The sequence below is a fragment of the Gordonia sp. NPDC058843 genome, from assembly GCF_042743165.1.
Taxonomy (GTDB): Bacteria; Actinomycetota; Actinomycetes; order Mycobacteriales; family Mycobacteriaceae; genus Gordonia.
Genome location: NZ_JBHYNC010000002.1, coordinates 39,755 through 64,405 on the forward strand (window position 1 = coordinate 39,755; position 24,651 = coordinate 64,405).

Genomic DNA, 24,651 nt, shown 5'->3' on the forward strand with positions numbered 1-24,651 from the left:
AGCGGCGCGGGGCGGCGGTCGGCGTCCACTGAATGGGACGCCCCCGGCCGCCCCGCCGCCAAGCACCTAGTGTTCGTCCCGTGCGCATCCCTGTGACCCAGTTCACGGTTTCCGGCGACAAGTCGGGCGGGGTATGGGCGACGCGAACCGAACGTCGAGAGCAACCGGGGGCGGCGGAAACGGATCACGCCGTGACGGCCCGCGCCGCCGACCGCCGGGACGCTCACCGACTCTCGCACAACAGTTGTCAACAGTTCGACCCCACGGAAGGTTCACCGATGACCAGTCCCGTCGATACCGTCGCAGCGGCCGTTGCCGCCGCGGACGCGCCCACCTTCGAGGCCCGCAAGATCTCGACCGGGTACTCCTGGCCGGAATGCCCGCGCTGGCACGACGGTGCCTTCTGGTTCTCGGACATGTACACCGGGACGCTCAAGACCCTCGACGCCGAGGGCAACGCGACCGTGGTCGTCGACGCCACCGGGCGGGCCGCGAACACCGACGTCCCCATCGTCCTGGGCGGGTTCGGATGGCTGCCGGACGGACGCCTCATCGTGAACTCGATGCACGAGCAGAAGGTCCTCGTCCACGGCGGCAACGGGCCGGACGATCTCACCGAGTACGCCGACGTCAGCGAGTTCGCGATCAAGGCTGTCAACGACATGGTCGTCGACGCCGAGGGCCGGGCGTACATCACCCAACTCGGCTTCGACATCTTCCAGGGGGAGACCCCGATCACCTCGCCGCTGATCGTCGTCGACCCCGACGGCACCGTCTCGAAACCCGCGGGCATCCCGGAGATGAACTGCGGCAACGGTATCGCGATCAGCGCCGACGGCACCAAGCTCTTCGTGGCCGAGGTGATGGCGCAGAAGATCACCGTGATCGACCGCACCTCCGACGGAACCCTATCGAATGCACGGGATTTCGCCACCTGCCCGTTCATGCCGGACGGCATCGGGCTCGACGAGGAAGGCGGGGTCTGGGCAGCCATGCCGGGTGGCGGTTACGTCGCCCGCTTCACCGAGGACGGTCTGACCGACGCAGTCCCGATGCCCCTCGAGGGGGGTATTGCGTCCGCGTGCCTGCTCGGCGGACCCGATCGCAGCACGCTCTACATGACGGTCGGGTACGAGGTCTTCGACTTCGAGAAGTCCGCCCGTGAAGCTCTCGGCGGGATCTTCGTCGCCGACGTCAAGAACCACGGCGGCCAGACGCGCCCGTGACCCGGGCACCCCGGCAGGGAACTCTCATCGCTTCGACCCCACCGATCTCCACCGTTTCGACCCAGGCAAGGACGACAAATGACAGCACAACTCGACTTCACCGATCGCGTCGTGATCGTGACCGGCGCGGGTCGCGGCATCGGCCGCGCTCATGCGCTCCTGCTGGCCTCGCGCGGCGCCTCGGTCGTGGTCGGCGACCTCGGCTCGACCACGGACGGCTCCGGGGTGGAATCGGGTGATCCGGCCGCCGACGTCGTCGCGGAGATCGCCGCTGCCGGCGGCAAGGCGGTCGCGGTGAACTCCGACATCACGACCGACGAGGGTGCAACCGCGCTCGTCGCCGCCGCGATCTCGAACTTCGGCCGGCTCGACGCCGTGATCAACAACGCGGGAATCGTGCGGGCGGCACCATTCCGTGACGTGCCCGACGAGGAGTACCAGCGCCACCTCGACGTGCACTACCTCGGACCGATGCGGCTGCTGCGCGCCGCGTGGCCGCATCTGCTCGAGTCTCCGGCCCCGCGCGTGGTCAACACGATCTCGCAGGCAATGCTGGGAAACCCCGGCATGTCGCATTACGGCGGGTCGAAGGGCGCGTTGTTCGGCCTCACCCGCAACCTCGCGCTCGAGGGCCTCGAAGCGGGCGTCAAGGTGAATGCCATTGCCCCCGGCGCAGGTACCCGGATGGCCGAAGCCGCCGCTGACACGCTCTCGCCGGAAATCATGGAGTACATGCGAACTCAGCTGCTCCCAGAGCACGTCGCCCCGGTGGCCGCGTTCCTGGTACACCCGTCGTGCGAGACGACCGGAGAGGTGTTCAACGTCGCCGGCGGCATCGTGAACCGGCTCGCCCTCGTCAACACCGTGGGCATCCACGATCCTTCGCTCACAGTCGAGACCGTCGCCGAGCAGTGGGAACAGATCATGGCCGTCACCCCCGACGCGATCCCGCAGATCGTCGCACCCGCCCAGATGCCGGTCTCCTGACCGTCCGAACAGCCCCGATTTCTGGAGTACCGACATGAGCACAACCGAAGCCACCCCGACGACGAACACCGAGTATCCGTTCGCCGCCGTTCCGCCGAACGAGGCTGCCGCGCGGTACCGGGCGATCGCCGCCGATCGCCCGATGACGAAGATGACGATGCCCTACGGCGGGGACGTCTGGGTCATCCACCGCAACGCAGCTGCCCGCGAGATGCTCGGTGACGGACGGTTCGTCCGCAAGCCGTTCCGCACCGGCGAGCGGGTGGTCCCGTACTTCGTCGAATTTCCCGACTTCCTGAAGTCGACCCTTCAGTTCGAGGACCCGCCCCACCACACCAAGTTGCGAAAGCTGGTGCAGCGGTCCATCTCCCCGAAGCGGGTCAAGGCCATGCGGGATTCGGCGATCGAGTATGCCAACCAGCTGATCGATGCGATGATCGACAAGAGGAGCGAGAACCTCGACCCCGTCGATCTCGTCTCCGAATACGCTGTCGCGCTCCCGATCCAGATGATCTCGAACCTGCTCGGGGTGCCCCCGGAGGACCGGGCGAAATTCCAGAAGTGGAGTTCGGCGAGTTTGTCCACCTCGAACATGTCCGAGGACGAGGTCATGTCGAACATGGCCGAGCTGTTCGGATACATCGTCGAGCTGATCGAGAAACGCCGACAGGACCCGCGCGAGGATCTGATCAGCGACCTCGCGAATGCCCGCGACAAGGACGACAGCCTCACCGACGGCGAAATCCTGCCCATCGCGATGCTTCTCGTGATCGCCGGATTCGACAACACCGCGAACTTCATCTGCTTGGGCGTACTGACGTTGTTGCGTAACCCCGATCAGCTCAAGGTCTTCTTGGGTGACCCGGACGGTTTGGCACCCACGACCGTCGAAGAGGTGCTTCGTTTCGGTCGCTTCGCCATCGACGACAAGATCGCCGGGGGGAGCGGTTTGGTACCGTTCGTCGCCACCGAGGATGTGGAGATCGACGGGCACCTCATCGCCGAAGGCGAGGCCGTCCTGGTCGACCCGGCATCCACCAATCACGACGGGATCGTGATCGAGAGTGATGCTGAGCCCTTCGACGTCACCCGTCCCAACAATCCGCATCTGACCCTGAGTTACGGACTGCACCACTGCCTCGGCGCGCCGCTGGCACGGATGGAGATGCAGGTGGGTCTCGCCGAACTGTTCAAGCGCTTCCCGGAGTTGAGACTCGCCGGCGAGGTCGTCGTCGACGACACCAACCTCACTCAGCCGGTCACCAACCTCCCCGTCACCTGGTAGGAGGACCTCGTGCCCAAGGTGTTCTACACACAACCAGACGGCGCCGAGAAGATCATCGACGCATCGGTTGGTGACTCGGTGATGGCGACAGCAGTCCGTCACGGCGTCACCGGGATCGTCGGTCAATGCGGCGGGACGCTGTCGTGTGCGACCTGTCACGTCTACCTCGACGCGGCCGAGATGGACAACTTCGCCGCACCGGGTGAGGACGAGGACGACATGCTGGAGTGCACGGCCTCGGATCGGGAGGAGAACTCGCGACTCTCCTGTCAGCTCATCCTGTCCGAGGGCGTCGATGTTCATGTCACCATTCCGGACGAGCAGGTCTGACGTGACCGTCGGACCTGACCACTTCACCGGTTCCGAGGCGTCTACCCCGCGCAGTGTTGCGGTGGTCGGCGCCTCGCACGCCGCCGTGCACCTCGCCGACCGGTTACGGGCGGTCGGATACACCGGAGAGATCACGCTGATCTCGCAGGAGACCCACCTGCCGTACCAGCGGCCGCCGCTGTCCAAGGCGATGCTCACGGGGGAGGTCTCCGCGGACTCGGTGCTGCTGCGAGATCCCGCGTACTACCGTGACAACCGGATCGAGCTTCGCACCGGGACCGAGGTCACCGGGGCCGCGCGCGCCGAGGGCGGTTACATGCTCGAGATGATCCGCGAGAACCGTAGGGAGACACTCTCGGTCGACCGACTGGTCCTGGCGACCGGGGCGCGCGCACGAACCCTCGACCTGCCGGGGGCAGACCATCCCGACGTCTTGGTGCTCCGAGAGATGGACGACGCGCATCGCCTGCTGTCGCGAGTGGCACGGGGTCCGGTTGCGGTGATCGGCGGGGGTTTCATCGGGCTCGAGGTCGCCGCCACCGCCCGCGGACTCGGTGCCGACATCACGGTGATCGAAGCAGGCGACCGTCTGCTCGCACGGGCGGTCGGGCCGTCGACAGCCGAGACCCTGCTCTCCGCCCACCGGGCGATGGCGACCGACGTCGAACTGGGAGCCGTGCCGGTCGAGATCGTCGCCGACGGCGGACGTCTGATCGGGGTTCGCCTCGACGACGGTCGGTTGATCCGAGCCGCAACGGTTCTCGTCGGCGTAGGAGCGTGTCCGCGCACCGAGATCGCCGATCAGCTCGGTCTCGACACCGATGGCGGTGTCGTGGTCGACGGCAACTGCCTTGCGTCGGACGGACAGACACTCGCCATCGGCGACTGCACCATCCATGTCTCCGAGAGCGGTCGGCGATTCCGACTGGAATCGGTCGACAACGCCACCGAACAGGCAGCCGCCGCGGCGAGCGTGATCGCCGGCATAGAGGTCCCGCCGCGCGGCGCGCCGTGGTTCTGGTCGGATCAGGGCGATCAGAAACTGCAGATCGTGGGACTCATCGGCGGGCACACATCGGTGCTCGTACGGGTCGATCCCGAACGTCCGCGTCGCCGCGTAGCGCTGTACTTCACCGACGACGCGTTGGTTGCGGCCGAGTGTCTGAACTCGCCGGCCGACTTCGTCGCGCTCCGGTCGGCCCTTGCTCGGGGGTTCCGTCCGTCCGCGGCGATGCTGGCCGATACGTCGGTGCCACTCAAGAAGCTGCTGGCGCCGGTTCGGGCCTGACCCTCCTCGCTGCCACCGGCTCTGCGCGACACCGATTCGCCTCCCGACGTCAGGACGTCTGGGAGGCGAATCGCGCGGCGACCAGTGCGCCGACCTCGGCCATCGCCAGGCGAGCCCGCGCCACCGACGCGGTCTGCATCGCAAACCCATGTCCGACACCGGGATACCGCAGTTGTGCGACCTGGACTCCCGCACCGCGCAGCCGGTCGCCGTAGCGCTCGACGCTGTCGCGAATCGGGTCGCCGTGTCCGACGGCGATGATCGCCGGCGGGAGACCGGCCAGGCTCTCGGCGATGGCCGGCGTGCCGTATTCGTCGTCCCGCGAGGGGTCCTCACCCAGGTACATGTTCTTCATCCAGTCGATGTCCTCGGCGGTGAGGAACACGCTGTCGCCGAACTCGCGCATCGACGCGGTGTCCTCGCGGCGTGCGACACCCGGGTAGAACATCACCTGCTGGGCGATCCGAGGGCCACCGGTGTTCCGGCTGCGTAGAGCGGTGGATGCGGCGAGTCCGCCTCCGGCGCTGTCGCCACCGACCCCGATTCGCGATGGGTCGACGCCGAGATCCTCCGAGCGGCGGTGTGTCCATTCGAGTGCCTCATAGGCATCGTCATTGCCTGCGGGATAACGATGTTCGGGAGCGAGGCGATAGTCGACGTTGATCAGGACCGCGCCGGTGGCATCGGCCACATCGCGCGCGAGTCGGTCGAAGGAGTCGAGCGAACCCATGATCATGCCGCCGCCGTGATACCAGACCAGCGCGGCCGCACCGACGGCCGGCGCGGCGTGGGGGCGGTAGATCCGCAACGGAATCGGCCCGTGTGGGCCGTCGGCGGTCGCGTCCTCCACCGAGGCCATGTCCGGACCCGGTGGCCGCACTATCGATTCGAGCATCTCCCGGGTCTTCTCGACGCCGCGCTGCCATGACGCGGGGGCGCCTGCCGCGATCATCCGGTCAACGATCACGGCGACGTCCGGATCCCAGGGCGGGCCGGCGTCGTGCGGTGTACTCGCGATCATCTCTGGTGTCACCTCGGTCATGTTGTGCAGCAGGTTGCCCGGCGACTGCGGGGGTTCGGGTGTGGTCGTCGACGGGGCGTCACAGGTTCGGTCGCTCGCCCGAGTGTCTCGGTGACGTGGCGTTCAGCATCACGCCCGTGCTCGTCTCACCGCCCTTGCGGTGGACGTTCATCAGCTCGATCAATCGGTTGTTGTCACCGGCGACGAGTGCCTCGACCATGTCGTCGTGCTCGGCGCACACCTTGCGTCGTACGTCGGCGTCGTACAGATAGGCGGCGTGATAGGGCATGGCCAGGTTCCAGAGCCGCCGCAGCTCCGCGACCACCAGGGACAGGGGCGACCGTTCGAAGACCGCGAAGTGGAACGTCTGGTTGCGCAGTCGCATCTCGAGGATGTCGGCGGCCTCGGCCGCTTCCGCGACGAGGTCGCGGAGTTCGCTGATCTCGTCGAGCGCGGCATCGTCGAGTCTGGGCAGCACGGCCAGGACCTCACGCTCGAGAGCGGCTCGCATGAGGTAGATCTGGTCGAACTCCGACTGGTTCAGCCGCGCGACGGTGTAGCCGACATTGTGCTCATGTTGAACGAGTCCTTCGGAGGTGAGCTGGCGGAGTCCTTCACGGACGGGCAGCCGGCTTACACCGAGGCGCTCGGCCATCAATTCTTGTCGGATCGGCTGTCCGGGAAGCAGTTCGCCGGTGACGATCATCCGCTCGAGTTCGGCGACCACGCGAGTGGCCGCGCGTGACACCGCGGGCTTGCCCGAGCCGTCGCCCATCGCAACTCCGGTCATGCCTCACCGAACACCCCGGCCGTGCGGAGCATCGACAACCGCTCGGCGTCGTATCCCATGGCTTCGAGGACCTTGCCGGTGTGCGCACCCCTGGCCGCCGCCGGACGTGGAGGCCGGTGGCCTGCGTCGCTCAACGAGATCGGCACGCCGACACCACGATAGGTGTCGGTCTCCAGAAACAACCCGCGGTGCCGGACCTGCGCCGAGGTGAGAGCTTCGTCGATGGTGTTCACCGAACTGGCGGGCACCCCCGCGGCTTCCAACCGGGCCGCGAGGTCGGCGCGATCGTGCTCGGCGATGCGTTCTCCCAATGTGGCAGCGAGGATCTCACGGTGGGCATAGCGGTCCTTGTTCGAGGCGAAGCGCGGGTCGTCGGCGAGATGTGCGACGCCGAGTGTCTCGACCAGCGACCGGAACTGCCGGTCGTTGGCGGCGCTGACGAAGAAGTCGCCGTCGCGGGCGGGAAACACCTGATACGGCACGACGGTGGGATGGAAGTCCCCGGTGCGCTGCGGGACTCCGCCGCCGGCAATCCAGTTCGCCGCATGGGGATGGAGAAGCGAGATGACCGAGTCGAGCAGGGTCATGTCGATGAGTTGTCCGCGCCCGCTGCGTTCGCGCGCGAGCAGAGCCAGCAGGATGCCGCTCACCGCCATGTTCGCCGCGACGATGTCGACGATGGGGACGCCGACGCGCAGCGGACTGCCGTCGGGGTAACCGTTGATGCTCATCAGGCCGCCGAACGACTGGAGTACCGCATCGTAACCGGGAAGGCCGCCCATAGGTCCGTCCACGCCGAAGCCGGTGATGCGGCAGTACACCAGGCCGGGATGCCGCTCGGCGAGGACCGTCTCGTAATCGAAGCCCCAGCGGGTCATGGTGCCCGCCTTGAAGTTCTCGATCACCACGTCGGCCCCCGCGAGAAGGTCGGCGAGGATCGCGCGTCCTTCCTCGGTCCGCAGATCCAGGCAGATGTTCTCTTTGCTGTGGTTCAGGCTGTTGTAGTAGGCGCTGCTGGTGCCGTCGTCGACGAACGGCGGTCCCCAACCGCGGGTCTCGTCACCGCTGGGAGCCTCGACCTTGATCACCTCGGCACCGTGGTCGGCGAGCGTCTGCGCGCAGTAGGGCCCGGCGAGCACCCGGCTCAGATCGAGGACGCGGACGCCGGTCAGTACACCGTTGTCCTCGGTGGTGTCGGCGGTTCGCCACGCCCCCCGCGGGTCGACCGCGGGCGTCGGCTCCGGCGCGGTGTCGTCGCCGACTGAAATCGTCGTGCTCACTACGAAGTCCGTTCTGTCGATACGGGTTCGGTGCCCGAAGTAGTTGCGGTTCCCGTGATCAGGTCCCACGGGTCGGAATCGTCGTCGAGGATCTGTGCGGCGATCACGTCCGCCCACTCGTGCTCGGTGCCGTAGCGGTCGCGCCACGCCCACAACGCGGTGGTCGAGCGTCCGAGCGGGTGCTCGGAGGTGAAGCCGATGGCACCGTGGATCTGATGACTCGCCGCAGCGACCTCGTGGCTGTAGAGCGATGTGACGACTTTCGCTGCCGCAGTGGCACTTCGCGCGGGTCGCGGATCACTCGACGCCACCGCGGCGGCCCGGCGACACGCGATCTCCATCATGGTCGTCGATGCGGCCATCGAAGCGAGTCGTTGCTGGATCGCCTGGAACTTGGTCAGCGGCCTGCCGAATTGGGTCCGCTCGGAGGCGTAGTGCACGGTCCGGTCGCGGACCGTTCCGGCAGCTGCCGCCATCGCGGCGGCATAGACGAGCGCACCGCGCTGTCTCAGGTCGGCGGCGGTGACCAGGCAGTCCGCAGTGGTCGCCGGGACAGAGTCCAGGGTGACGGTGCCGATCGAGGCGCCCAGGAGGTCGCTCCCTCCGGTCACCGACACGCCGTCGTGGGCCAGCGAGATGGTCGCCACGCGGGCGCCGGAGTTCTCGGTCTCGGGGACAAGGATGACGAGCGATGACGCCGGGGACACGTGGACGACGTCGCGGACGGTGCCGGTCACGCGCAGTGGCTCGAAGGATTCGTCGACGACGAATCCGGCGTCGGCCACCCCGATCGTCGCGGTGCCCTGACCGAGTTCATGTCCGGTCGTTCCGGACAACCACGCGGCGAGCATCGCATGTTCGATGAACGGGACGAGCGCGCCGCTCCCGATCACCGTGGACAGCACCGCGATCGCGTCGGCGGTGTCGCATCCGTGACCGCCGGCCTCGGTCGGGACGTCCACCGAGGTGAAGCCCGCCTCGACGAGCGCAGCCCAGAGTGCGTCCGACACCCCCCGAGCGGGGGTCTCGGTGTCGATGTCGATGCGGTCCAGCATCGAGCGGGTCGCCGCGATCAATTCATCGGCCAGGTCGCTCATCGAATCCCCAATCCACGCGCGACGATCCCGCGCAAGATCTCGTTCGTTCCGCCCCGCAGGGTGAACGCCGGTGTGTGTAGGACACTCTGCGCGAGCAGGCGCTCGAACGGGGTGCCTCCGTCGCGGCGGGCGATGGTCCCGGAGGAGCTGCGGATCGCATTGACCAGATCACCCTCGAAGGTGGAGCCCAGGTCCTTGACCATCGCGGCGAGGACATCCGGCTTGCCCCCCGCGGACAGCTCATCGGCCACCTGCAGCGACATTCCGCGCAGTGCCCACGCCACGGCGGTGAGCGTTCCGAGTGTCGTGCGTTGCTCGGGTGTCGCGCCATGTGCACGCAGTTGGCCGGCCCAGGCGCGGAGCAGGGGCATCGTGCTCAGGTACCGCTCCGGTCCGGAACGCTCGAAGGCGAGTTCGCCCATGACCTGGGCCCAGCCGCAGCCGCGTTCGCCGAGTAGCGCCGACTTGTCGACGACCGCGTCGTGGAAGATGACCTCGTTGAAATGCGCCTGCCCGTCGATGCTCCGGATGGGCCGGATCTCGATGTCCGGGTGGGGGAGGTCGACAACGAGTTGGGACAGCCCCTGTTGTCGGTCATCGGGGACGCCGTCGGTGCGTGCCAGCAGCACCATCGCGTGCGCGAGGTGGGCGCCGGTGGTCCAGACCTTGGTGCCGCTGACCGTCCACGAGTCACCATTGTCGACGGCGCGCGTGCGAACGGCGGCCAGGTCGGAACCGGCGTCCGGCTCACTCATGCCGATGGCGAAAAAGATCGTGCCGGAGGCGATCCCGGGCAGGTATCGCCGCTTCTGCTCCTCGGTTCCGTTCGCGAGGATGCCCGGTGCCATCTGGCGGTCGGCGATCCAGTGGGCGGCCACGGGGGCGCCGTGTGCGAGCAGCTCCTCGGTGACCACGAAACGTTCGACCGGCGTGCGGCCGTGGCCGCCGTACTCGGTCGGCACGGTCATACCGACCCACCCACGCTCGCCCAGGCGGCTACTGAAGCCGGGATCGAATCCGGTCATCCAGCTGTCGACATCGGGGACGAAACCGCCACTGTCGATCTGGTCGCGTAGGAATGCGCGAACGTCGGCCCGGAGTGTGTCGAGTTCGTCGGCGGTCACCGAGCGCCGCGGCGAGGAGGTGGTCGTCACTGCTTCGGGCCCCGCGACGACCAGGCCTGCTGCCCCTTTCGGGACATCGACCACATCTGCACTCCGCGTTCGATTTCCAGGGCCGACGACCAGCTGACCGCCGGCGGACCGAGTTCGAGTCGGGCGCTGGTCATGATCCGACGTGTCAGTTCTGGATCGCGTGCGGCCGGCCCGGTCAGCCCGTCGACGAGTGCGGGCAGTTCCTCGGCGGGGACGGCGGCGTGCGCGAGACCCTTCGCGACCGCCTCGGCGCCGGTGAGGCTCTGTCCGCAGGCGGCCATGGCGATCGTCGCCGACCAGCCCACCGCTCGCCCGAGCAGGGACAGGTGTCCGCCACCGGGATGGATGCTGCGCGCAAGGAACCCACTGTCGAGAATCGCGTCCGGTGTCGTGATGAGAATGTCGGTGGCCATCGCCAGATTCAGTCCGGCTCCGACGGCACCGCCCACCACCACGGAGATGGTCGGCACGGGTAGCGACCCGACCCGCACGAACGCGCCGTAGACCGCCGACGTGCGTGAGACCGCCTCGGGCGAGGCGGGATCTGATGAAGAGGTCGCCAGATCGCGGGTGTCCGCGCCGCTGCAGAAGTACTGGCCCGCCGCGTCGACGACCACGGCTCCGATCGTCGGATCGTCGGTCACCCGGTCGCAGAACTCGTCGATCGCCGCTGCCATCGTGAGACTGATCGCGTTCTTTCGTCGCGGGTTGTTGAGGGTCAGACGCGCGACGCCATCGGTCACCGAGGTGAGAACCGACGGAGCATCGGCGTCAGGCTGGGTACTGGTTCCTTCTGACGTCATGTCGCCGACCCTAACAAGATGGGATCAGAAATTGTATCCAATCACGAGGGTCTGCTCATTGTCCCCGGTAGGACGCGTTCGGGTCGCCCGCTCAATGGGACGGACCGACCGGCAGAGGTCGGGAACGGCACTACTGTGCGGCGAACGACGTGGCTCAGCGCAGGTGGGCTATCGCGTGGCGACAGAAGGAGCAATCAGGTGTTCGATTTGACCGGACGGACCGCGTTCGTGAGCGGCGCGGGACAGAGTGTCGGCGAGGGAATCGCGAGAGTTCTCGCCAGGCAAGGAGCTTCGGTGATCGTCAACGACCTGCACGGTGATCGCGCGGAGAAGGTCGCCGCGGCGATCGTCGAGGAAGGCAACCGCGCCGTAGCCGCACCCTTCGACGTCGTCGACTACGGCGCCACCGTCGACAGCATCCGTGCCGCCGAAGCCGAGCTCGGCGGGCAGGTGAACATCGTGGTGAACAATGCCGGCGTTGCGGAAGGCCGGATGATCAAGCCTTTCCGTGACCTGGCGCCCGAGGAATGGCGAGCCCCCATCGACCTCAACATCTTCGGCGCGATGAACTGCATCAAGGCCGCGATCGATGGAATGTGCGACGCCGGGTGGGGGCGGATCGTCCAGATCTCGTCCGGCTCGGCGCGCACCGGTCAGAACATCAACCAGACGATGTACGCGACTGGGAAGAGCGGTATCGAGGGGTTCATTCGGCATCTGGCCGCCGAAACGGGCCAGTACGGCATCACCGCCAACATCGTGGCGCTGGGTCATCAGAAGAACCTCGAGGGGAAGATGCCGCCGGAGATGATCGAAGCAATCCTGAAGACCATTCCGATCGGCAGGCTGGGTGACCCGATCGAGGTCGGGGCGTTCTGTGCGTACCTCGCCTCCGACGAGGCAGGCGGCATCACCGGCCAGACCCTCGACTTCAACGGTGGGTCGCAGACGCGATGAGCGGCGGCGCGGTCACTCTCTCGCTCACCGCGATCCGGGTCGGCGATCTGACGAGGTCGGTCGAGTTCTACACGAGAGGTTGCGGTTTCGAGATGGAGCGCGAGTTCACGACGCCCTCGTTCACCGCGGCGATCGTCCGCGCCGGCTCGGCGGGCCTCGAACTCATCCTGCCCGCCGACGCCACGGCCTCCGCACCCGCCGATCACGGTGACATGCTGCGCAAGTTCGTCCTCAACACCGACGACCCGGCGGCGATCATGAGCCAGGCCTGCGGGCTCGGTGGCAGGGTGATCACCGAGGCCACCGAGTATCCCGAGTACGGCATGACGATCGGAGTGATCGCCGACCCGGACGGATACGAACTGGAATTCGTCGGGCCGGTGCAGCCCGCAGGGTGACGAGGACCACTGAGCGGGAACGGCGCGGTATGGGTCACCGTGAGGCCATTAGCGTGGCCGCTGCCGGTGGCGATCAGGAGCTCGGCCGGCATGAGATCGACATCCGCGCACGCCGGGACGGCCGGTGCGGCGCAAGAACACGGAGTGCGCAATGACTTGGAACAGCAGTTTCGACGTGGTCGTCATCGGGTCGGGCGGGGCCGCACTGGCCGGCGCGCTCGCGGCGACGTCGCGCGGGCTGACGGTGTGTGTGGTGGAGAAGTCGGACCGGTTCGGCGGGACCTCGGCCTACTCGGGCGGCAGTGTGTGGTTGCCCGGTAATCACGTCCTCGCGCGCGACGGGGTCGACGACTCGGTGGAGACCGGGCTCACCTACTTCCGCAACACCGTCGGCGACCGTACCGATCCCGATGTGCAGCGCACGTTCATCGAGACCGGGCCGGTTGTCGCCGAGTTCCTGGAGAACGAGATCGGGATCCCGCTCGAACACCGGCCGTTCCCCGACTACTTCGCGGCACCGGGTCGAAAAGACTACGGGCGCAGCATCTTCGCCAAGCCGATCACCGCCGACGAGGTGGGGACTCGACTCCACGACATCCGATCGATGGTCCCGGCAGATCAGTTCGGCATCGAGATGGACCGTGCGGTGCTCGACGGTGGTCAGGCGTGGATCGCGCGAATGCTGTTGGCGCTGGACGAGTCCGGGCGCGCCGAGCTGTGCACCGAGACCGCGGCCGAGTCCCTGGTCGTCGACGATTCCGGGCGGGTCACCGGCGTCGTCGTTCGCAGCGCCGACATCGAACGCCGGCTGCAGGCGCGGGGCGGGGTGCTGCTCGCGGCCGGCGGTTTCGAACGCAACGCCGAGCTGCGACATGACCTTCAGCAGATGCCCTCGTCGAAGTGGACCTCCTCGCACCCGGACACGGGATCGGGCGACGCCCTCGCGATGCTCCGGAGCGTCGACGCGGCACTGGATCTGCTCGACCAGTCGTGGTGGTGCCCGGCAACCCTCTTCCCGAACGGTCACGCGGTGTTCACGCTCGGTTTGCGGGCGGGGATCATCGTCGACGAGACGGGCAGCCGCTTCGCGAACGAACTGCTCCCGTACGACCAGATGGGTCGCGCGATGCGCGAACGGATGCTGGCCGGAAAGGGCGATGGGTTCTGGTACATCTTCGACGACCGATCCGGCGACGACCTCCCGGCGATCTGTGCGCCTTCCCCGGACCGAGCGGAGATGACCGCGGCCGGCTTGTGGCACACCGCATCGTCGATCGACGACCTGGCGTCCGCGATCGGGATCGACGCCGCGGCGCTCACCGCAACGGTGGATCGCTTCAACCAGCTGGCCGCGCAGGGCAGCGACGACGACTTCCAGCGTGGCGAGGACCCATACGGCCGGTTCTTCCTCGGTGCGCAGACGGCCGCCCAATGCCTGGTCGCCCTCGACGGATCGCGCTTCCACGCGGTCCGGATGGTGCTCGGTGATCTCGGCACGAAGGGCGGGGCGGTGATCACCGGCGACGGTGCGGTGCTCCGGACCGACGGTAACGGCGTGGTGCCCGGCCTGTATGCGGCCGGCAACTCCACGGCCTCGATCTCAGGGGAGGTCTATCCGGGTCCGGGGACACCGCTCGGTTCCGGGATGGTCATGGCCTACCGTGCCGTTGCGGACATGGCCTCACAACTCGCCGACGCGGGACGGGCAGCCGAAACCGCCTGACGTCGAAACGATCTGGGGCTTGCTCCGGAACGCAATGTTCCACAAAGACTCCGGGCCGTGGTGCGGCAGAATGCGCGCCACGGCCCGGCTTCATGTCCCGCTCAGGTCGATCGACGAACCCGTTTCAGAGGTGACTACCGCCGTCGATGCGGATCTCGGTGCCGCTGATGAACGCCCCGTCGTCGGAGGCCAGCATGGCCACGACGCCGGCGACCTTCTCCGGTCCGGCCATGCCGGGGACGGCCGACGGTTCAGAGTTCTCGATCCGGACCACCGGCTGCATCTTCATGAACAGCGACACGTCGGAGTCCTCCGGCAACCCCGGGGCCGAGGTCATGCCGGACGAGATGCTGCCGGGCGCCACCGACACGGCGCGGATCCCCTGCTTGGCGAACTCGAGCGCGATCGTGTGCGTCATCGACTGGATGCCGCCCTTGCTGGCCGCATAGGCGGCCATATAGGGGTGCGCGAAGCTGGCCGAGGTGGAACTGAAATTGACGATCACGCCGCGGCCGCATTCGATCAACGCCGGCAGCGACTCCCGGATCATCAGAAAGGTGCCGGTCAGGTTGATGCGGATGATCTGATCCCACTCCTGCAGCGTGACCTGCTCGGTGTGTCCACTGCGGAGAATTCCGGCGGCGTTCACCAGTACGTCGAGTCCGCCGAGGTGGCCGGTGGCGAAAGCGACGCCGTCCCGCACCGAATCCTCATCACCGATGTCGATGGCGCGCGAGACGAACTGGTCGGGTTTCGCGACGTCGGCTGCGGCCTGCGCGGTTGCGACGAGCCCGTCGCTCGAGACGTCGGCCCCGACCACGGTGGCACCCTCGGACAGCAGTCGCAGCGCGGTGGCCCTGCCGATCCCCGAACCCGCGCCCGTGATCAGGACCCGTCGGCCGTCGAATCGATTCATTCGTTCCTCCTTCTCGTCGCCCTGTCCGGTGCACGAGGGCTCTGGGCCTCGATCGTGCCCCGAGGGGAGGGTCGCGTCGCCCACGTCTCCCACTCGGTGGGCGGTGACGACAGTGGAGAACCGCGGGTCAGTGATCGGCCAGATCGGCGGCGACGCACCGGTCCCAGATCTCGCGCGCTGCGATCCGGACCGGGCCGAGGAGTTTGCGATGATCGATGGCTCCCACCGGACCGCAGATGGAGAGGCCGGCCATGTTGCCGTAGATGTGGTCGGGGGGCCCGATCGACACACCGACGCAGGCGATCCCCGGGAAAGCCTCTCCCCGATCGAACGCGCCACCACGATCACGGATCTGCGCGAGCTCGCTGTCGAATCGCGACGCCGTTGTGATGCTGAGCGCGGTGCGCCGGACGAGTGCACCGTCCTCGTCTGTGTGCAGACCTCGAGGTGAGTTGCGTCGCGGCGAGATCTCCGCGTAGGCGAGTACCACCTTCCCGAGCGCGGTCAGGTGTGCTGGGATGCGATGACCCACGGCGGTCGGGGTAGGGCCCGACAGTCGCCCGTTGACTTTTGCGAGGTAGACCGTGTCAGCGCCGTCGACGACGCCGAGTTGCATGGTGTAGCCGGTGCGCTGCGCGAACGCGTGCATCACCGGCCGGGCCCCTCTGAGCAAGCGGTTCTGGTTGAGTGCGGCCTGCCCGAGTTCGTAGGCCTTGACCCCCAGCTCGTAGGTCTGGTCGGGTGACCGCGCCAGCCAGCCCGCCTGGGCGAGCTGCTCGAGTAGACGATGGACCGACGACCGCGGCAGCTTTGTGCGGGCGGTCACCTGGGCCAGGGTCATGGGCCCTGCTCCGTTGAACGCCTCGAGCACCGTCGACACCCGATCTACCACCGAAATGGGGGTGTCACCCGTCTGTGTCGTCCTCACCTGACCTCCTTGATGTGACACTGATCACGATACCCCCGCGCCGGCGGACGTCCTCCGCCACCGCTGTTGAGCGACACCGACCGTCTCAGGCGAGGCGACCTCCTGTCGCCTCGTGCTCCCGGCCAGCGGAACGAGCCCCCAACGGAGCGGATCCGCCTGTCTATCCTTCGCGGAATGTCCGCGTGGTCACGGACGGTTCGCGCGAGAATGCGGCCGCGATCCCGCTTGAGAACCGATGAGGAGGCTCATGTCCAGCGATGCGATCGCCGACGCCGATGTGGTGACGCTGCCGGCAGTCGGAGCGACCGCCGAAGGAGGTCGTGGCCGACGTGTCCGCGTGGTCGGTGTCATCGACGAGACCGCCGACGCCCGGTCGATCGTGGTGCGTCCCCGGCCCGAGGACGCCGCCGAATTCGAGTATGCCCCCGGTCAATTCCTGACGGTTCGGATACCCGACGTCGGTACGGGCAGTGCACGGTGCTACTCGCTGGCGAGTTCGCCGCAAGCGGACACCGACGTGAAATTCACGGTGAAGCGGGTCCTCGGCGGACACGGCTCGAACTGGATCTGTGACACCGTCGGAGTGGGGGACGAGCTCGAGGTCCTTCCGCCCGCAGGCACCTTCGGTCCGCGCTCGCTGACGGGGCCGGTGGTGCTGGTCGCCGGCGGCAGTGGCATCACGCCTGTCATCTCCATTGCCAAGTCGCTGCTCGTCAGCGGTACCGGTCACGTCTTCCTCGTCTACGCGAATCGCGACGAGGAGTCGGTGATCTTCGCTGCCGAACTTCGTTCGCTGACCGAGCGGTTCGCCACGCGACTGACCGTGGTCCACATACTGGAGTCGGTCCAGGGATACCCGACCCGGGAGGGGCTGTCTGCGTTGTTGCGGCCGATGACCGATCGCAACGTCTACGTCTGTGGACCCACCCCGCTGATGGATCTCACCGTGGACGTGTGTGCGGAGGTCGGCTTCTCACATGACCACGTCCACACCGAGCGATTCCTGTCGTTGCACGGCAATCCGTTCGACAACGTCGAGTCGTACGAGACCACCGGCTCCGACGCCGGTGAGGTTGTCTGCGCGGTCGAGGTGGATCTCGACGGCGAGCGGCGCACGGTCGAATGGAAGGCACGGCAGAAGCTGCTCGACGCGCTGCTCGCGGCCGGCCTGGACGCGCCCTACTCGTGTCGGGAGGGCGCCTGCAGCGCGTGTGTATGCGTCCTGAAATCGGGGGAGGTGACCATGGCGCACAACGAAATCCTGGCCGAAGAAGACGTGGCGGAGGGGTATGTCCTCGCGTGTCAGGCCGAGCCGGTCAGCGACGCCATCGAGATCGAATACTGAAACCGGCCGCCCGGGTTCTGAATCGGCTTCCCATTCGATGGGAGACGCACGTCACAAGTGGGCCTTCCGTTGCCAAGCTGAGCACACCGCGATGCAGCGACGGATGTCGCGAGAATCCGATCAGGAGGCCCAGTGAGTTCCACCACCGAAATCAACGACGAGGTAAGGGTCATCGATGTCGGAGCGCCGCCGGAGCGATTCGCGCGCGGCTGGCACTGCCTCGGGTTGGTGCGTGACTTCGCCGACGGCCAGCCTCACCAGGTCTCCGCGTTCGGTACCGAACTCGTCGTGTTCGCAGGCGAAGACGGCACGATCAATGTCCTCGATGCGTTCTGCCGGCATATGGGTGGAAACCTGGCGCAGGGCACCATCAAGGGCAACACCATCGCCTGCCCGTTCCACGACTGGCGGTGGCGCGGCGACGGCAAGTGTGCGGCCATCCCGTACGCCAAGCGAGTCCCGCCGATCGCCCGGACCCGGTCCTGGCACACCTCGGTGGTCAGCGGACAGCTGTTCGTCTGGCACGATCCACAGAACAGCAAGCCACCGGCCGAGCTCGCGATCCCCGAGATCCCGACCTTTGGCGATCCGGGGTGGACGGACTGGGTCTGGAACTCGATCGAGGTCACCGGGTCGCACTGTCGCGAGATCGTCGACAACGTCGTCGACATGGCGCACTTCTTCTACGTCCACTACGGAATGCCGACGTACTTCCGGAATGTGTTCGAGGGACACACGGCGACGCAGTCGATGCGGACACGGCCACGTCCGGATGCGGCGGGGGTCAGTCAGAGCACGAACTACAGCACCGAAAGCCAGTCGGACGCTACCTATTACGGGCCGTCCTACATGATCGACAAGCTGTGGAGCGGCGGCCGGGACCACGAGGATGGGCCGAACATCTACCTCATCAACTGTCACTACCCGATCTCGGCGACCTCGTTCCGGCTTCAGTACGGCGTCATCGTCGAGAAGCCCGCCGGACTCGCCGACGAGCAGGCGGAGCAGATCGCCCAGGCGGTGGCCAAGGGTGTCGCCATCGGCTTCGAGCAAGACGTGCACATCTGGAAGAACAAGTCGCGGATCGACAATCCGCTCCTCTGCGAGGAGGACGGTCCGGTCTACCAGCTCCGCCGCTGGTACGAGCAGTTCTATGTCGACGTCGACGACGTGGCCCCGGAGATGGTCAACCGCTTCGAGTACGAGATCGACACCGAGCGCGCGCTGCAGTCGTGGCAGGCAGAGGTGGACGACAATCTCGCAGCCGGGCGCAGCGCGTTCGCGCCGAACCTGACGTCCGCCTCCGCCGAGTCGACATCCTGACCGCCTGCGGTCGACAAGACACCCACCAGGAGAACACCATGAGCTACGAAGTCCTCGACAAGATCATCGACGGAGCTGACGAATTGCGTTCCGGCGCCGAGGAGTCGGAGAAACTCGGCCGCCTGTCCGACGATGTCGCCAAGGGTCTCAAGCGGTCCGGGATCATCCGGCTCCTGCAGCGCAAGAGATACGACGGGTACGAAGCCCATCCGAGAGAATTCGCCGAGACCGTGATGAAGACGGGAAGCATCTACGGCTCCGCCGGCTGGGTCGGCGGCATCGTCGGTGTGCACCCCTGGCAGCTGGCTTTCGCCGACCCGAAGGTCCAGGACGAGGTCCTCGGCGGCGATTCCGACACCTGGCAGGCGTCTCCGTACATGCCCGGTGGCGTCGCGATCCCGGTCGAGGGCGGGTACCGCATGACCGGCCGGTGGCAGTTCTCGTCGGGAACCGACCACTGTGACTGGATCTTCCTGGGCGCCATGGTTGGTGGTGACGACGGCAAGCCCCTGATGCCCCCGACCGGGTTGCACGTCATCCTGCCGCGGTCGGACTACGAGATCATCGACGACTCGTGGGACGTCGTCGGTCTGCGCGGCACCGGCAGCAAGGACATCGTGGTGACCGATGCCTTCATCCCGGACTACCGGGTGATGAAGTCGCAGGAAGTCATCGACGGCACCGCGGCCAAGGAATACGGCGTCACCGAGACCCTGTACAAGATGCCGTGGTCGACGATGTTCCCACTCGGTATCACCTCGGCGACCATCGGTATCTGCGAGGGCGTGCTCGCCGCCGGAGTCGACTACCAGCGCGAGCGAGTGAACGCAAACGGCACCAAGATCAAAGATGACCCCTACGTCCTGCACGCATTGGGTGAAGCCGCCGCGGAGATCGATGCGGCCCGGCAACAGCTGTTGAGCAACGTCGATCGGGTCTGGGACCTCGTCGATTCCGGGCGGAACGTCGACTTCGAGACCCGGGCAGCCGTGCGCCGCAACCAGGTTCGCTCGGCATGGCGTGCCGTGCGGGCCGCAGATGACGTGTTCGATCGTTCCGGCGGAAACGCTCTTCGGATGGACAATCCGCTACAGCGTTTCTGGCGCGACGCCCACGCTGGTCTGCACCATGCGATTCATGTGACGAGCACGACATATCACGCATCGGCGTTGTCGTCGCTCGGAGTCGAGGTCCCTGCCGGACCGCTTCGAGTTCTGATCTGAGCCGGACGAGTCGAGGACAGGACGTTATGACTGAGATCAAAGGCCTGGGGTACGTGCGGGTGTTGGCCACCGGTATCGATCGCTGGCGAGAATTGGGATACGACGTACTGGGTTTCGCGCCCGGCTCGGGTCCTGAGAAGGACGCGCTGCACTTCCGGATGGACGAGCGGCCGTCGCGGATCACCGTCGAGCACGCCGATGTCAACCGTGTCAGTGCGGTGGGTTGGGAGGTCCGTGACCATCTCTCCCTGCAGCGGTTGATGTCCACGCTCGACGCCGAGGGCATCGAGTACGCGCCGATGTCGCAGGACCTCTGTGACGCCCGCAAGATCGAAGCCGGCATCTCGTTGAAGGATCCGGGCGGCACGCCGCTGGAGATGTTCCACGGGCCTGCTCTCGATCACAGCCCGGTGATCACGAAATACGGTCAGAAATTTGTGACGGGCCAGCAGGGTCTGGGGCACGTGGTCATGCCGACCACGAACTTCGACGAGTCCTACCTCTTCTACACCGAGACGCTGGGTTTCCTTCCGCGCGGCGCTTTCCGGATGCCGTCGCCCCCCGGCGCCGGCCCGTTGCGCATTCGCTTCCTCGGCATCAATCAGCGCCATCACAGCCTGGCGATCATGCCGAGTCTCGAGGGCCGTGATCCCGGTCTGATCCACGTCATGGTGGAGGTGGACGAACTCGACGCCGTCGGGCGCGCGTACGACCAGGTGATGTCGCGCGACTTCCCGGTGTCCTCGACGCTCGGGCGGCACACCAACGACAAGATGGTGTCCTTCTACGTTCGCGTTCCGGGTGGTTGGGACATCGAGTACGGCACCGGCGGGAAGCTCGTCGACGAGAGTTACTACACCGCAGAAGAGATCACCGCAGACAGCTACTGGGGTCATGAGTGGATGTGGGCGCGCGAGGCGAAGACGGCGGCACGCAGAGCGGCCCAGGACGAGGAAGTGGCCCAAGAGGAGGAAGTGGCATCGTGACGATCAGGGACTTCGATCACGATGTGGTGGTCATCGGCGCGGGACTCTCCGGTCTCTACGCGGTGTACAAGCTCCGCGCACAGGGCCTGACCGTCCACGGGTTCGAGTCCGCCGAGGGCGTGGGCGGGACGTGGTATCACAATCGCTATCCGGGCGCGCGGTGTGACGTCGAGAGCATCGATTATTCGTACTCGTTCGACGACGATCTGCAGCAGGAGTGGACCTGGTCGGAACGATTCGCCACGCAGTCCGAGATCCTGGCGTACCTCGAACACGTCGCCGACCGGTTCGATCTGCGCAAGCACTACGACTTCCTCACCCGGGTCACCTCGACCGTGTACGACGAGGACTCCGCCCGGTGGACGATCTCCACCGACACCGGCCTGACCACGAGGGCGCGCTTCGTCGTCATGGCGACCGGGGTGCTCTCCGCGACCAACCGGCCCGACATCCCCGGACGAGACCTTTTCGAGGGCGAGAACTACCACACCGGCGAATGGCCGCACCACGAAGTCGTTTTCACCGGCAAACGTGTCGGTGTCATCGGCACCGGGTCGTCGGGTATCCAGTCGATCCCGGTGATCGCCGAGACGGCGAAGCGGGTGGTGGTCTTCCAGCGCAGCCCGAACTATTCGATCCCCGCCGGCAATCGGCCACTCACGGACGACATGATCGCCGACGTCAAGGCGAATTACGCCGAGCGCAGGCGGTTGTCCCGGGAGAGTGGCGGCGGCACCCCGAACGCCCCGTACCCGAAGGGCGCGATGGAGGTCGACGACGCCGAACGCAAACGCGTCTACGACGAGTGGTGGCATCGCGGCGGTTATCTGTTCGCCAAGGCGTTCCCGGACCAGACGATCAGCCGGGAGGCCAACGACACCGCCCGTGAGTACGTCGAGGCGAAGATCCGGGAGATCGTCAAGGACCCGGCGGTCGCCGACCTGCTCATCCCCACCGATCATCCCATCGGAACCAAACGGATCGTCACCGACAGCGGCTACTGCGAGACCTACAACCGCGACAACGTGACCCTGGTGAACCTGCGAGCCACCCCGATCGAGGAGATCACCTCCGGCGGGGTGCGTACGACCGAGCAGGAGTACCCGCTCGACATGCTCGTCTACGCCACCGGATTCGACGCGATGACCGGTTCTCTGTCCCGCATCGACATTCGCGGTCGGGCCGGTCGGACCATGGTCGAGGAGTGGTCGGCCGGACCGCGCACCTACCTCGGTCTCGCCGTCAACGGGTTCCCGAACATGTTCTTCGTGACCGGTGCCGGAAGCCCGAGCGTGCTGGCGAACATGGTGCTCGGCGCCGAGCAACACATCGACTGGATCGCAGCGTGTATCGCCCATGTCGACGGACACAACGCGGCGACGATCGAGGCGGAGAAGGAAGCCGTCGACAGTTGGGTCGCGGAGTGTAACGCCAAGGCTGCCGGGACGCTCTTCCCCACCGCGAACTCGTGGTACATGGGGGCGAACATCGAGGGCAAGCCGCGCGTGTTCATGCCCTACATCGGTGGATTCGGCAACTACGGGAAAATCTGCGCCGAAGTCGCGGAGGCCGGTTACAAGGGCTTCGCGATCTCGTGAATAGGAAGGGGCTGCAGCATGTCTGAACGCAGGACCGATCTACATCCCGATGTCGAGGCGATGCTGTCGGCGCTGGAGGCCGGGTTCCCGGACGTGACCGAACACGATCCCGCCGAACTGCGTGAGATCATCGTGTCCCGGCGGGCGCCGTTGTCACGACAACCCGACATGGCGATCGCCCGTGACGTCGCGATCGACGGACCCGATGGCGACCTTCTCGGAGTGCGAATCTACGTACCGCACGGTCGTTCCGACGATCGTCGAGATGATGCCCGGCCGGTCGTGGTGTTCGCGCATGGCGGTGGTTTCGTGTTCTGCGATCTCGACAGCCACGACGAGTTCTGCCGGGCTATGGCGGCCGAGGTCGACGCCGTCGTGGTGTCGGTCGATTACCGTCTGGCGCCGGAGAACCCGGCGCCGGCGGCGATGGAGGACATGTACCGGGCGATCTGCTGGACGGCCGAGAACATCGCCGGTTATGGAGGAGACCCTGCCCGGATCGCGGTCGCCGGCGACAGCGCCGGCGGCAACCTGGTCGCTACCGCGAGCATCGCTGCGCGCGACCGGGGCGGCCCGGCGATCGTCGCTCAGGTCCTGCTCTACCCGGTCATCGACGACGACCTCGACACCGAGTCGTATCGGCGCTACGGAGTCGGTTACTACAACAGCACGAAGGCGATGCGATGGTACTGGGATCAGTACGCGCCGAACGGGCGTGACAGCGCCCGGATCATTCCCACGCGCGCGGCGTCGCTCGCCGGGCTACCGGCGGCGGTGGTGGCGACGGCCGAACTCGATCCGCCGTGCTCGGCCGGAGAGGACTATGCGCACCGCCTGCGCGAGGCCGGTGTCCCGGTCATCGAGCACCGGTTCGACGGATTGTTCCACGGGTTCTTGACCTTTCCACAGTTGTCGCTGACACCTCCTGCGCGGGAGAAAGTCTGGCAGATGATGCGCGACGTCCTCGCGCAGACAGCGAACCAGCCCTCCCATTGAGTGGACCGGCACGGCCCGCCACCGCGGCGGACCGCCGAGCATAGGGCGAGATGTGAAGTCGAACACAGGAAGTGCGTAGAGGTGGTCATGACACAAGAAGTGGCGGGCCGGCGGTTGACGGGCAAGGTCGCTCTGGTCACCGGCAGCAGTCGCGGGATCGGCCGGGGGATCGCCCGCCGGTTGGCGTCGGAAGGTGCGACGGTGGTCGTCACAGCTCGGTCGTCCAAGCCGTCACCGTCGGTGCGCAACGGTGAGAACCACGTGCTCGCCGGGTCGCTGGCCGAGACCGTCCAGGCGATCGAGGAAGCGGGCGGCACCGCCATCGCGATCCCGGCCGACCTGGAGAACCCGGTGGACCGTGACGGCCTCGTCGATGCTGTGGCAGAGGCCGCCGGCGGCATCGACATCCTGGTGAACAATGCGGGGTTCGCCGACTACAGCAGCATCGAGAACATGAGCGAGGAGACCTTCGACCGCACCGTCGAGCACTATCTGAAGGTTCCTTTCCTGCTGTCACAGAAGGCGATACCGCACATGCGGAAGAGTGGCGCCGGCTGGATCGTCAACATCGGGTCGTCCACCGGCATGAGTCCGATCCGACCCTTCCGTGACTACAACAAGACCTCTGGCGACGTCATCTACGCGGCGACGAAGGCGGCGCAGCACCGGTTCACCCAGGGGCTCGCCGCAGAATTGCTCGACGACAACATCGCGGTCAATGCCGTCGGTCCGTCGACTGCCATCCGGACGCCCGGTGCGGCGGCACTGCTGCCCGACGGTTACGAGACCGAACCCGTCGAATACCTCGCGCAAACCGTGCTGGAGATGTGTACGGCACCCGCGGCGGAACGAACCGGACTGATCGCGTTCAGTCTCCACTACCCGTGGGCGACCGACACTGTTGTCCGCACCTTGGACGGGCGCGACGAGTTACCTCGCCGCGAGCCGCCGTCGTGGAGCAATCCCAACATCCGCCCCACCGGGCTCTAGGAGTGAG

At 66.7% G+C, this 24,651-nt stretch carries 23 protein-coding genes; 15 read left to right on the forward strand and 8 right to left on the reverse strand.

Features of this window, described 5'->3' with window-relative positions; all coding sequences use genetic code 11:
* Positions 1-278 precede the first annotated feature (278 nt).
* The 5 genes from ACFW3F_RS01945 (at position 279) to ACFW3F_RS01965 (ending at position 5,116) form a co-directional block, all read left to right on the forward strand.
* Complete coding sequence (locus ACFW3F_RS01945) at positions 279-1,226, forward strand: SMP-30/gluconolactonase/LRE family protein (RefSeq protein WP_388053778.1); 948 nt, start codon at positions 279-281, stop codon at positions 1,224-1,226.
* 78 nt (positions 1,227-1,304) lie between these two features.
* Complete coding sequence (locus tag ACFW3F_RS01950; protein WP_388053780.1) at positions 1,305-2,213, forward strand: SDR family NAD(P)-dependent oxidoreductase; 909 nt, start codon at positions 1,305-1,307, stop codon at positions 2,211-2,213.
* 34 nt (positions 2,214-2,247) lie between these two features.
* On the forward strand, positions 2,248-3,498 hold the full coding sequence (locus ACFW3F_RS01955; protein ID WP_388053782.1) for a cytochrome P450: 1,251 nt from the start codon (positions 2,248-2,250) through the stop codon (positions 3,496-3,498).
* A gap of 9 nt (positions 3,499-3,507) precedes the next feature.
* Positions 3,508-3,828, forward strand: a complete 321-nt coding sequence (locus tag ACFW3F_RS01960) for a 2Fe-2S iron-sulfur cluster-binding protein (protein WP_388053784.1) — start codon at positions 3,508-3,510, stop codon at positions 3,826-3,828.
* A 1-nt stretch (position 3,829) separates the two neighbouring features.
* Positions 3,830-5,116, forward strand: coding sequence for an NAD(P)/FAD-dependent oxidoreductase (locus tag ACFW3F_RS01965; protein WP_388053786.1), 1,287 nt, complete (start codon positions 3,830-3,832; stop codon positions 5,114-5,116).
* A 49-nt stretch (positions 5,117-5,165) separates the two neighbouring features.
* Here ACFW3F_RS01965 and ACFW3F_RS01970 read toward each other — a convergent pair whose 3' ends face one another.
* From ACFW3F_RS01970 to ACFW3F_RS01995, 6 genes are all read right to left on the reverse strand, one after another.
* Positions 5,166-6,137, reverse strand: coding sequence for an alpha/beta hydrolase (locus ACFW3F_RS01970; RefSeq protein WP_388053788.1), 972 nt, complete (start codon positions 6,135-6,137; stop codon positions 5,166-5,168).
* Positions 6,138-6,216: 79 nt separating this feature from the next.
* A complete protein-coding gene (locus ACFW3F_RS01975; protein ID WP_388053790.1) occupies positions 6,217-6,927 on the reverse strand; it encodes a GntR family transcriptional regulator in 711 nt (236 codons plus the stop codon).
* Entirely contained in the window at positions 6,924-8,207 is a 1,284-nt protein-coding gene (locus tag ACFW3F_RS01980) for a CaiB/BaiF CoA transferase family protein (protein ID WP_388053792.1), read from the reverse strand. The genes ACFW3F_RS01975 and ACFW3F_RS01980 overlap by 4 nt, the downstream gene beginning before the upstream one ends.
* Positions 8,207-9,304 carry an acyl-CoA dehydrogenase family protein gene (locus tag ACFW3F_RS01985; RefSeq protein ID WP_388053794.1) on the reverse strand — a complete coding sequence of 366 codons (1,098 nt, stop codon included), beginning with the start codon at positions 9,302-9,304 and terminating at the stop codon, positions 8,207-8,209. Before ACFW3F_RS01985 ends, ACFW3F_RS01980 begins: the two co-directional genes overlap by 1 nt.
* Positions 9,301-10,458, reverse strand: coding sequence for an acyl-CoA dehydrogenase family protein (locus ACFW3F_RS01990; RefSeq protein WP_388053796.1), 1,158 nt, complete (start codon positions 10,456-10,458; stop codon positions 9,301-9,303). Before ACFW3F_RS01990 ends, ACFW3F_RS01985 begins: the two co-directional genes overlap by 4 nt.
* On the reverse strand, positions 10,455-11,261 hold the full coding sequence (locus ACFW3F_RS01995) for an enoyl-CoA hydratase-related protein (RefSeq protein ID WP_388053798.1): 807 nt from the start codon (positions 11,259-11,261) through the stop codon (positions 10,455-10,457). Before ACFW3F_RS01995 ends, ACFW3F_RS01990 begins: the two co-directional genes overlap by 4 nt.
* A 198-nt stretch (positions 11,262-11,459) precedes the next feature.
* Here ACFW3F_RS01995 and ACFW3F_RS02000 point away from each other — a divergent pair, with 198 nt between their 5' ends.
* The 3 genes from ACFW3F_RS02000 (at position 11,460) to ACFW3F_RS02010 (ending at position 14,339) form a co-directional block, all read left to right on the forward strand.
* On the forward strand, positions 11,460-12,218 hold the full coding sequence (locus ACFW3F_RS02000) for an SDR family NAD(P)-dependent oxidoreductase (RefSeq protein ID WP_388053800.1): 759 nt from the start codon (positions 11,460-11,462) through the stop codon (positions 12,216-12,218).
* The gene (locus ACFW3F_RS02005; RefSeq protein ID WP_388053802.1) at positions 12,215-12,616 is read left to right on the forward strand and encodes a VOC family protein; all 402 of its coding nucleotides are present in this window, start codon (positions 12,215-12,217) and stop codon (positions 12,614-12,616) included. Before ACFW3F_RS02000 ends, ACFW3F_RS02005 begins: the two co-directional genes overlap by 4 nt.
* A gap of 151 nt (positions 12,617-12,767) precedes the next feature.
* Positions 12,768-14,339, forward strand: a complete 1,572-nt coding sequence (locus ACFW3F_RS02010) for an FAD-dependent oxidoreductase (protein WP_388053804.1) — start codon at positions 12,768-12,770, stop codon at positions 14,337-14,339.
* Positions 14,340-14,463: 124 nt separating this feature from the next.
* Here ACFW3F_RS02010 and ACFW3F_RS02015 read toward each other — a convergent pair whose 3' ends face one another.
* Positions 14,464-15,255 (reverse strand): SDR family NAD(P)-dependent oxidoreductase, encoded by a 792-nt coding sequence (locus ACFW3F_RS02015; RefSeq protein WP_388053806.1) that lies wholly within the window; start codon positions 15,253-15,255, stop codon positions 14,464-14,466.
* A gap of 127 nt (positions 15,256-15,382) precedes the next feature.
* Positions 15,383-16,183 (reverse strand): IclR family transcriptional regulator, encoded by an 801-nt coding sequence (locus tag ACFW3F_RS02020; RefSeq protein WP_388053808.1) that lies wholly within the window; start codon positions 16,181-16,183, stop codon positions 15,383-15,385.
* Positions 16,184-16,430: 247 nt separating this feature from the next.
* On the opposite strand from ACFW3F_RS02020, the gene ACFW3F_RS02025 reads away from it, so the two are divergent.
* The 7 genes from ACFW3F_RS02025 to ACFW3F_RS02055 all read left to right on the forward strand — a co-directional run bounded on the left by ACFW3F_RS02025 (position 16,431) and on the right by ACFW3F_RS02055 (position 24,644).
* The gene (locus ACFW3F_RS02025) at positions 16,431-17,528 is read left to right on the forward strand and encodes a 2Fe-2S iron-sulfur cluster-binding protein (RefSeq protein WP_388053810.1); all 1,098 of its coding nucleotides are present in this window, start codon (positions 16,431-16,433) and stop codon (positions 17,526-17,528) included.
* A gap of 132 nt (positions 17,529-17,660) precedes the next feature.
* The gene (locus tag ACFW3F_RS02030) at positions 17,661-18,851 is read left to right on the forward strand and encodes a Rieske 2Fe-2S domain-containing protein (RefSeq protein WP_388053812.1); all 1,191 of its coding nucleotides are present in this window, start codon (positions 17,661-17,663) and stop codon (positions 18,849-18,851) included.
* Positions 18,852-18,889: 38 nt separating this feature from the next.
* Positions 18,890-20,074 (forward strand): acyl-CoA dehydrogenase family protein, encoded by a 1,185-nt coding sequence (locus ACFW3F_RS02035; RefSeq protein WP_388053814.1) that lies wholly within the window; start codon positions 18,890-18,892, stop codon positions 20,072-20,074.
* A 26-nt stretch (positions 20,075-20,100) separates the two neighbouring features.
* Positions 20,101-21,060 carry a VOC family protein gene (locus ACFW3F_RS02040; RefSeq protein WP_388053816.1) on the forward strand — a complete coding sequence of 320 codons (960 nt, stop codon included), beginning with the start codon at positions 20,101-20,103 and terminating at the stop codon, positions 21,058-21,060.
* Positions 21,057-22,658 (forward strand): flavin-containing monooxygenase, encoded by a 1,602-nt coding sequence (locus ACFW3F_RS02045; RefSeq protein ID WP_388053818.1) that lies wholly within the window; start codon positions 21,057-21,059, stop codon positions 22,656-22,658. Before ACFW3F_RS02040 ends, ACFW3F_RS02045 begins: the two co-directional genes overlap by 4 nt.
* 18 nt (positions 22,659-22,676) lie before the next feature.
* Entirely contained in the window at positions 22,677-23,654 is a 978-nt protein-coding gene (locus tag ACFW3F_RS02050) for an alpha/beta hydrolase (protein WP_388053820.1), read from the forward strand.
* 87 nt (positions 23,655-23,741) lie between these two features.
* On the forward strand, positions 23,742-24,644 hold the full coding sequence (locus ACFW3F_RS02055; RefSeq protein WP_388053822.1) for an SDR family NAD(P)-dependent oxidoreductase: 903 nt from the start codon (positions 23,742-23,744) through the stop codon (positions 24,642-24,644).
* The last annotated feature ends 7 nt before the right edge of the window (positions 24,645-24,651 follow it).

Excerpts from the sequence above, each read along its gene's own strand:
- ACFW3F_RS01985 (WP_388053794.1), bottom strand. The coding sequence starts at position 9,304 with ATGAGCGACCTGGCCGATGAATTGATCGCGGCGACCCGCTCGATGCTG.
- ACFW3F_RS01950 (WP_388053780.1), top strand. The coding sequence starts at position 1,305 with ATGACAGCACAACTCGACTTCACCGATCGCGTCGTGATCGTGACCGGC.
- ACFW3F_RS02015 (WP_388053806.1), bottom strand. The coding sequence starts at position 15,255 with ATGAATCGATTCGACGGCCGACGGGTCCTGATCACGGGCGCGGGTTCG.
- ACFW3F_RS01945 (WP_388053778.1), top strand. The coding sequence starts at position 279 with ATGACCAGTCCCGTCGATACCGTCGCAGCGGCCGTTGCCGCCGCGGAC.
- ACFW3F_RS01995 (WP_388053798.1), bottom strand. The coding sequence starts at position 11,261 with ATGACGTCAGAAGGAACCAGTACCCAGCCTGACGCCGATGCTCCGTCG.
- ACFW3F_RS02035 (WP_388053814.1), top strand. The coding sequence starts at position 18,890 with ATGAGCTACGAAGTCCTCGACAAGATCATCGACGGAGCTGACGAATTG.
- ACFW3F_RS02025 (WP_388053810.1), top strand. The coding sequence starts at position 16,431 with ATGTCCAGCGATGCGATCGCCGACGCCGATGTGGTGACGCTGCCGGCA.
- ACFW3F_RS02005 (WP_388053802.1), top strand. The coding sequence starts at position 12,215 with ATGAGCGGCGGCGCGGTCACTCTCTCGCTCACCGCGATCCGGGTCGGC.
- ACFW3F_RS02010 (WP_388053804.1), top strand. The coding sequence starts at position 12,768 with ATGACTTGGAACAGCAGTTTCGACGTGGTCGTCATCGGGTCGGGCGGG.
- ACFW3F_RS02050 (WP_388053820.1), top strand. The coding sequence starts at position 22,677 with ATGTCTGAACGCAGGACCGATCTACATCCCGATGTCGAGGCGATGCTG.
- ACFW3F_RS02040 (WP_388053816.1), top strand. The coding sequence starts at position 20,101 with ATGACTGAGATCAAAGGCCTGGGGTACGTGCGGGTGTTGGCCACCGGT.
- ACFW3F_RS01970 (WP_388053788.1), bottom strand. The coding sequence starts at position 6,137 with ATGATCGCGAGTACACCGCACGACGCCGGCCCGCCCTGGGATCCGGAC.
- ACFW3F_RS01955 (WP_388053782.1), top strand. The coding sequence starts at position 2,248 with ATGAGCACAACCGAAGCCACCCCGACGACGAACACCGAGTATCCGTTC.
- ACFW3F_RS02055 (WP_388053822.1), top strand. The coding sequence starts at position 23,742 with ATGACACAAGAAGTGGCGGGCCGGCGGTTGACGGGCAAGGTCGCTCTG.
- ACFW3F_RS01975 (WP_388053790.1), bottom strand. The coding sequence starts at position 6,927 with ATGACCGGAGTTGCGATGGGCGACGGCTCGGGCAAGCCCGCGGTGTCA.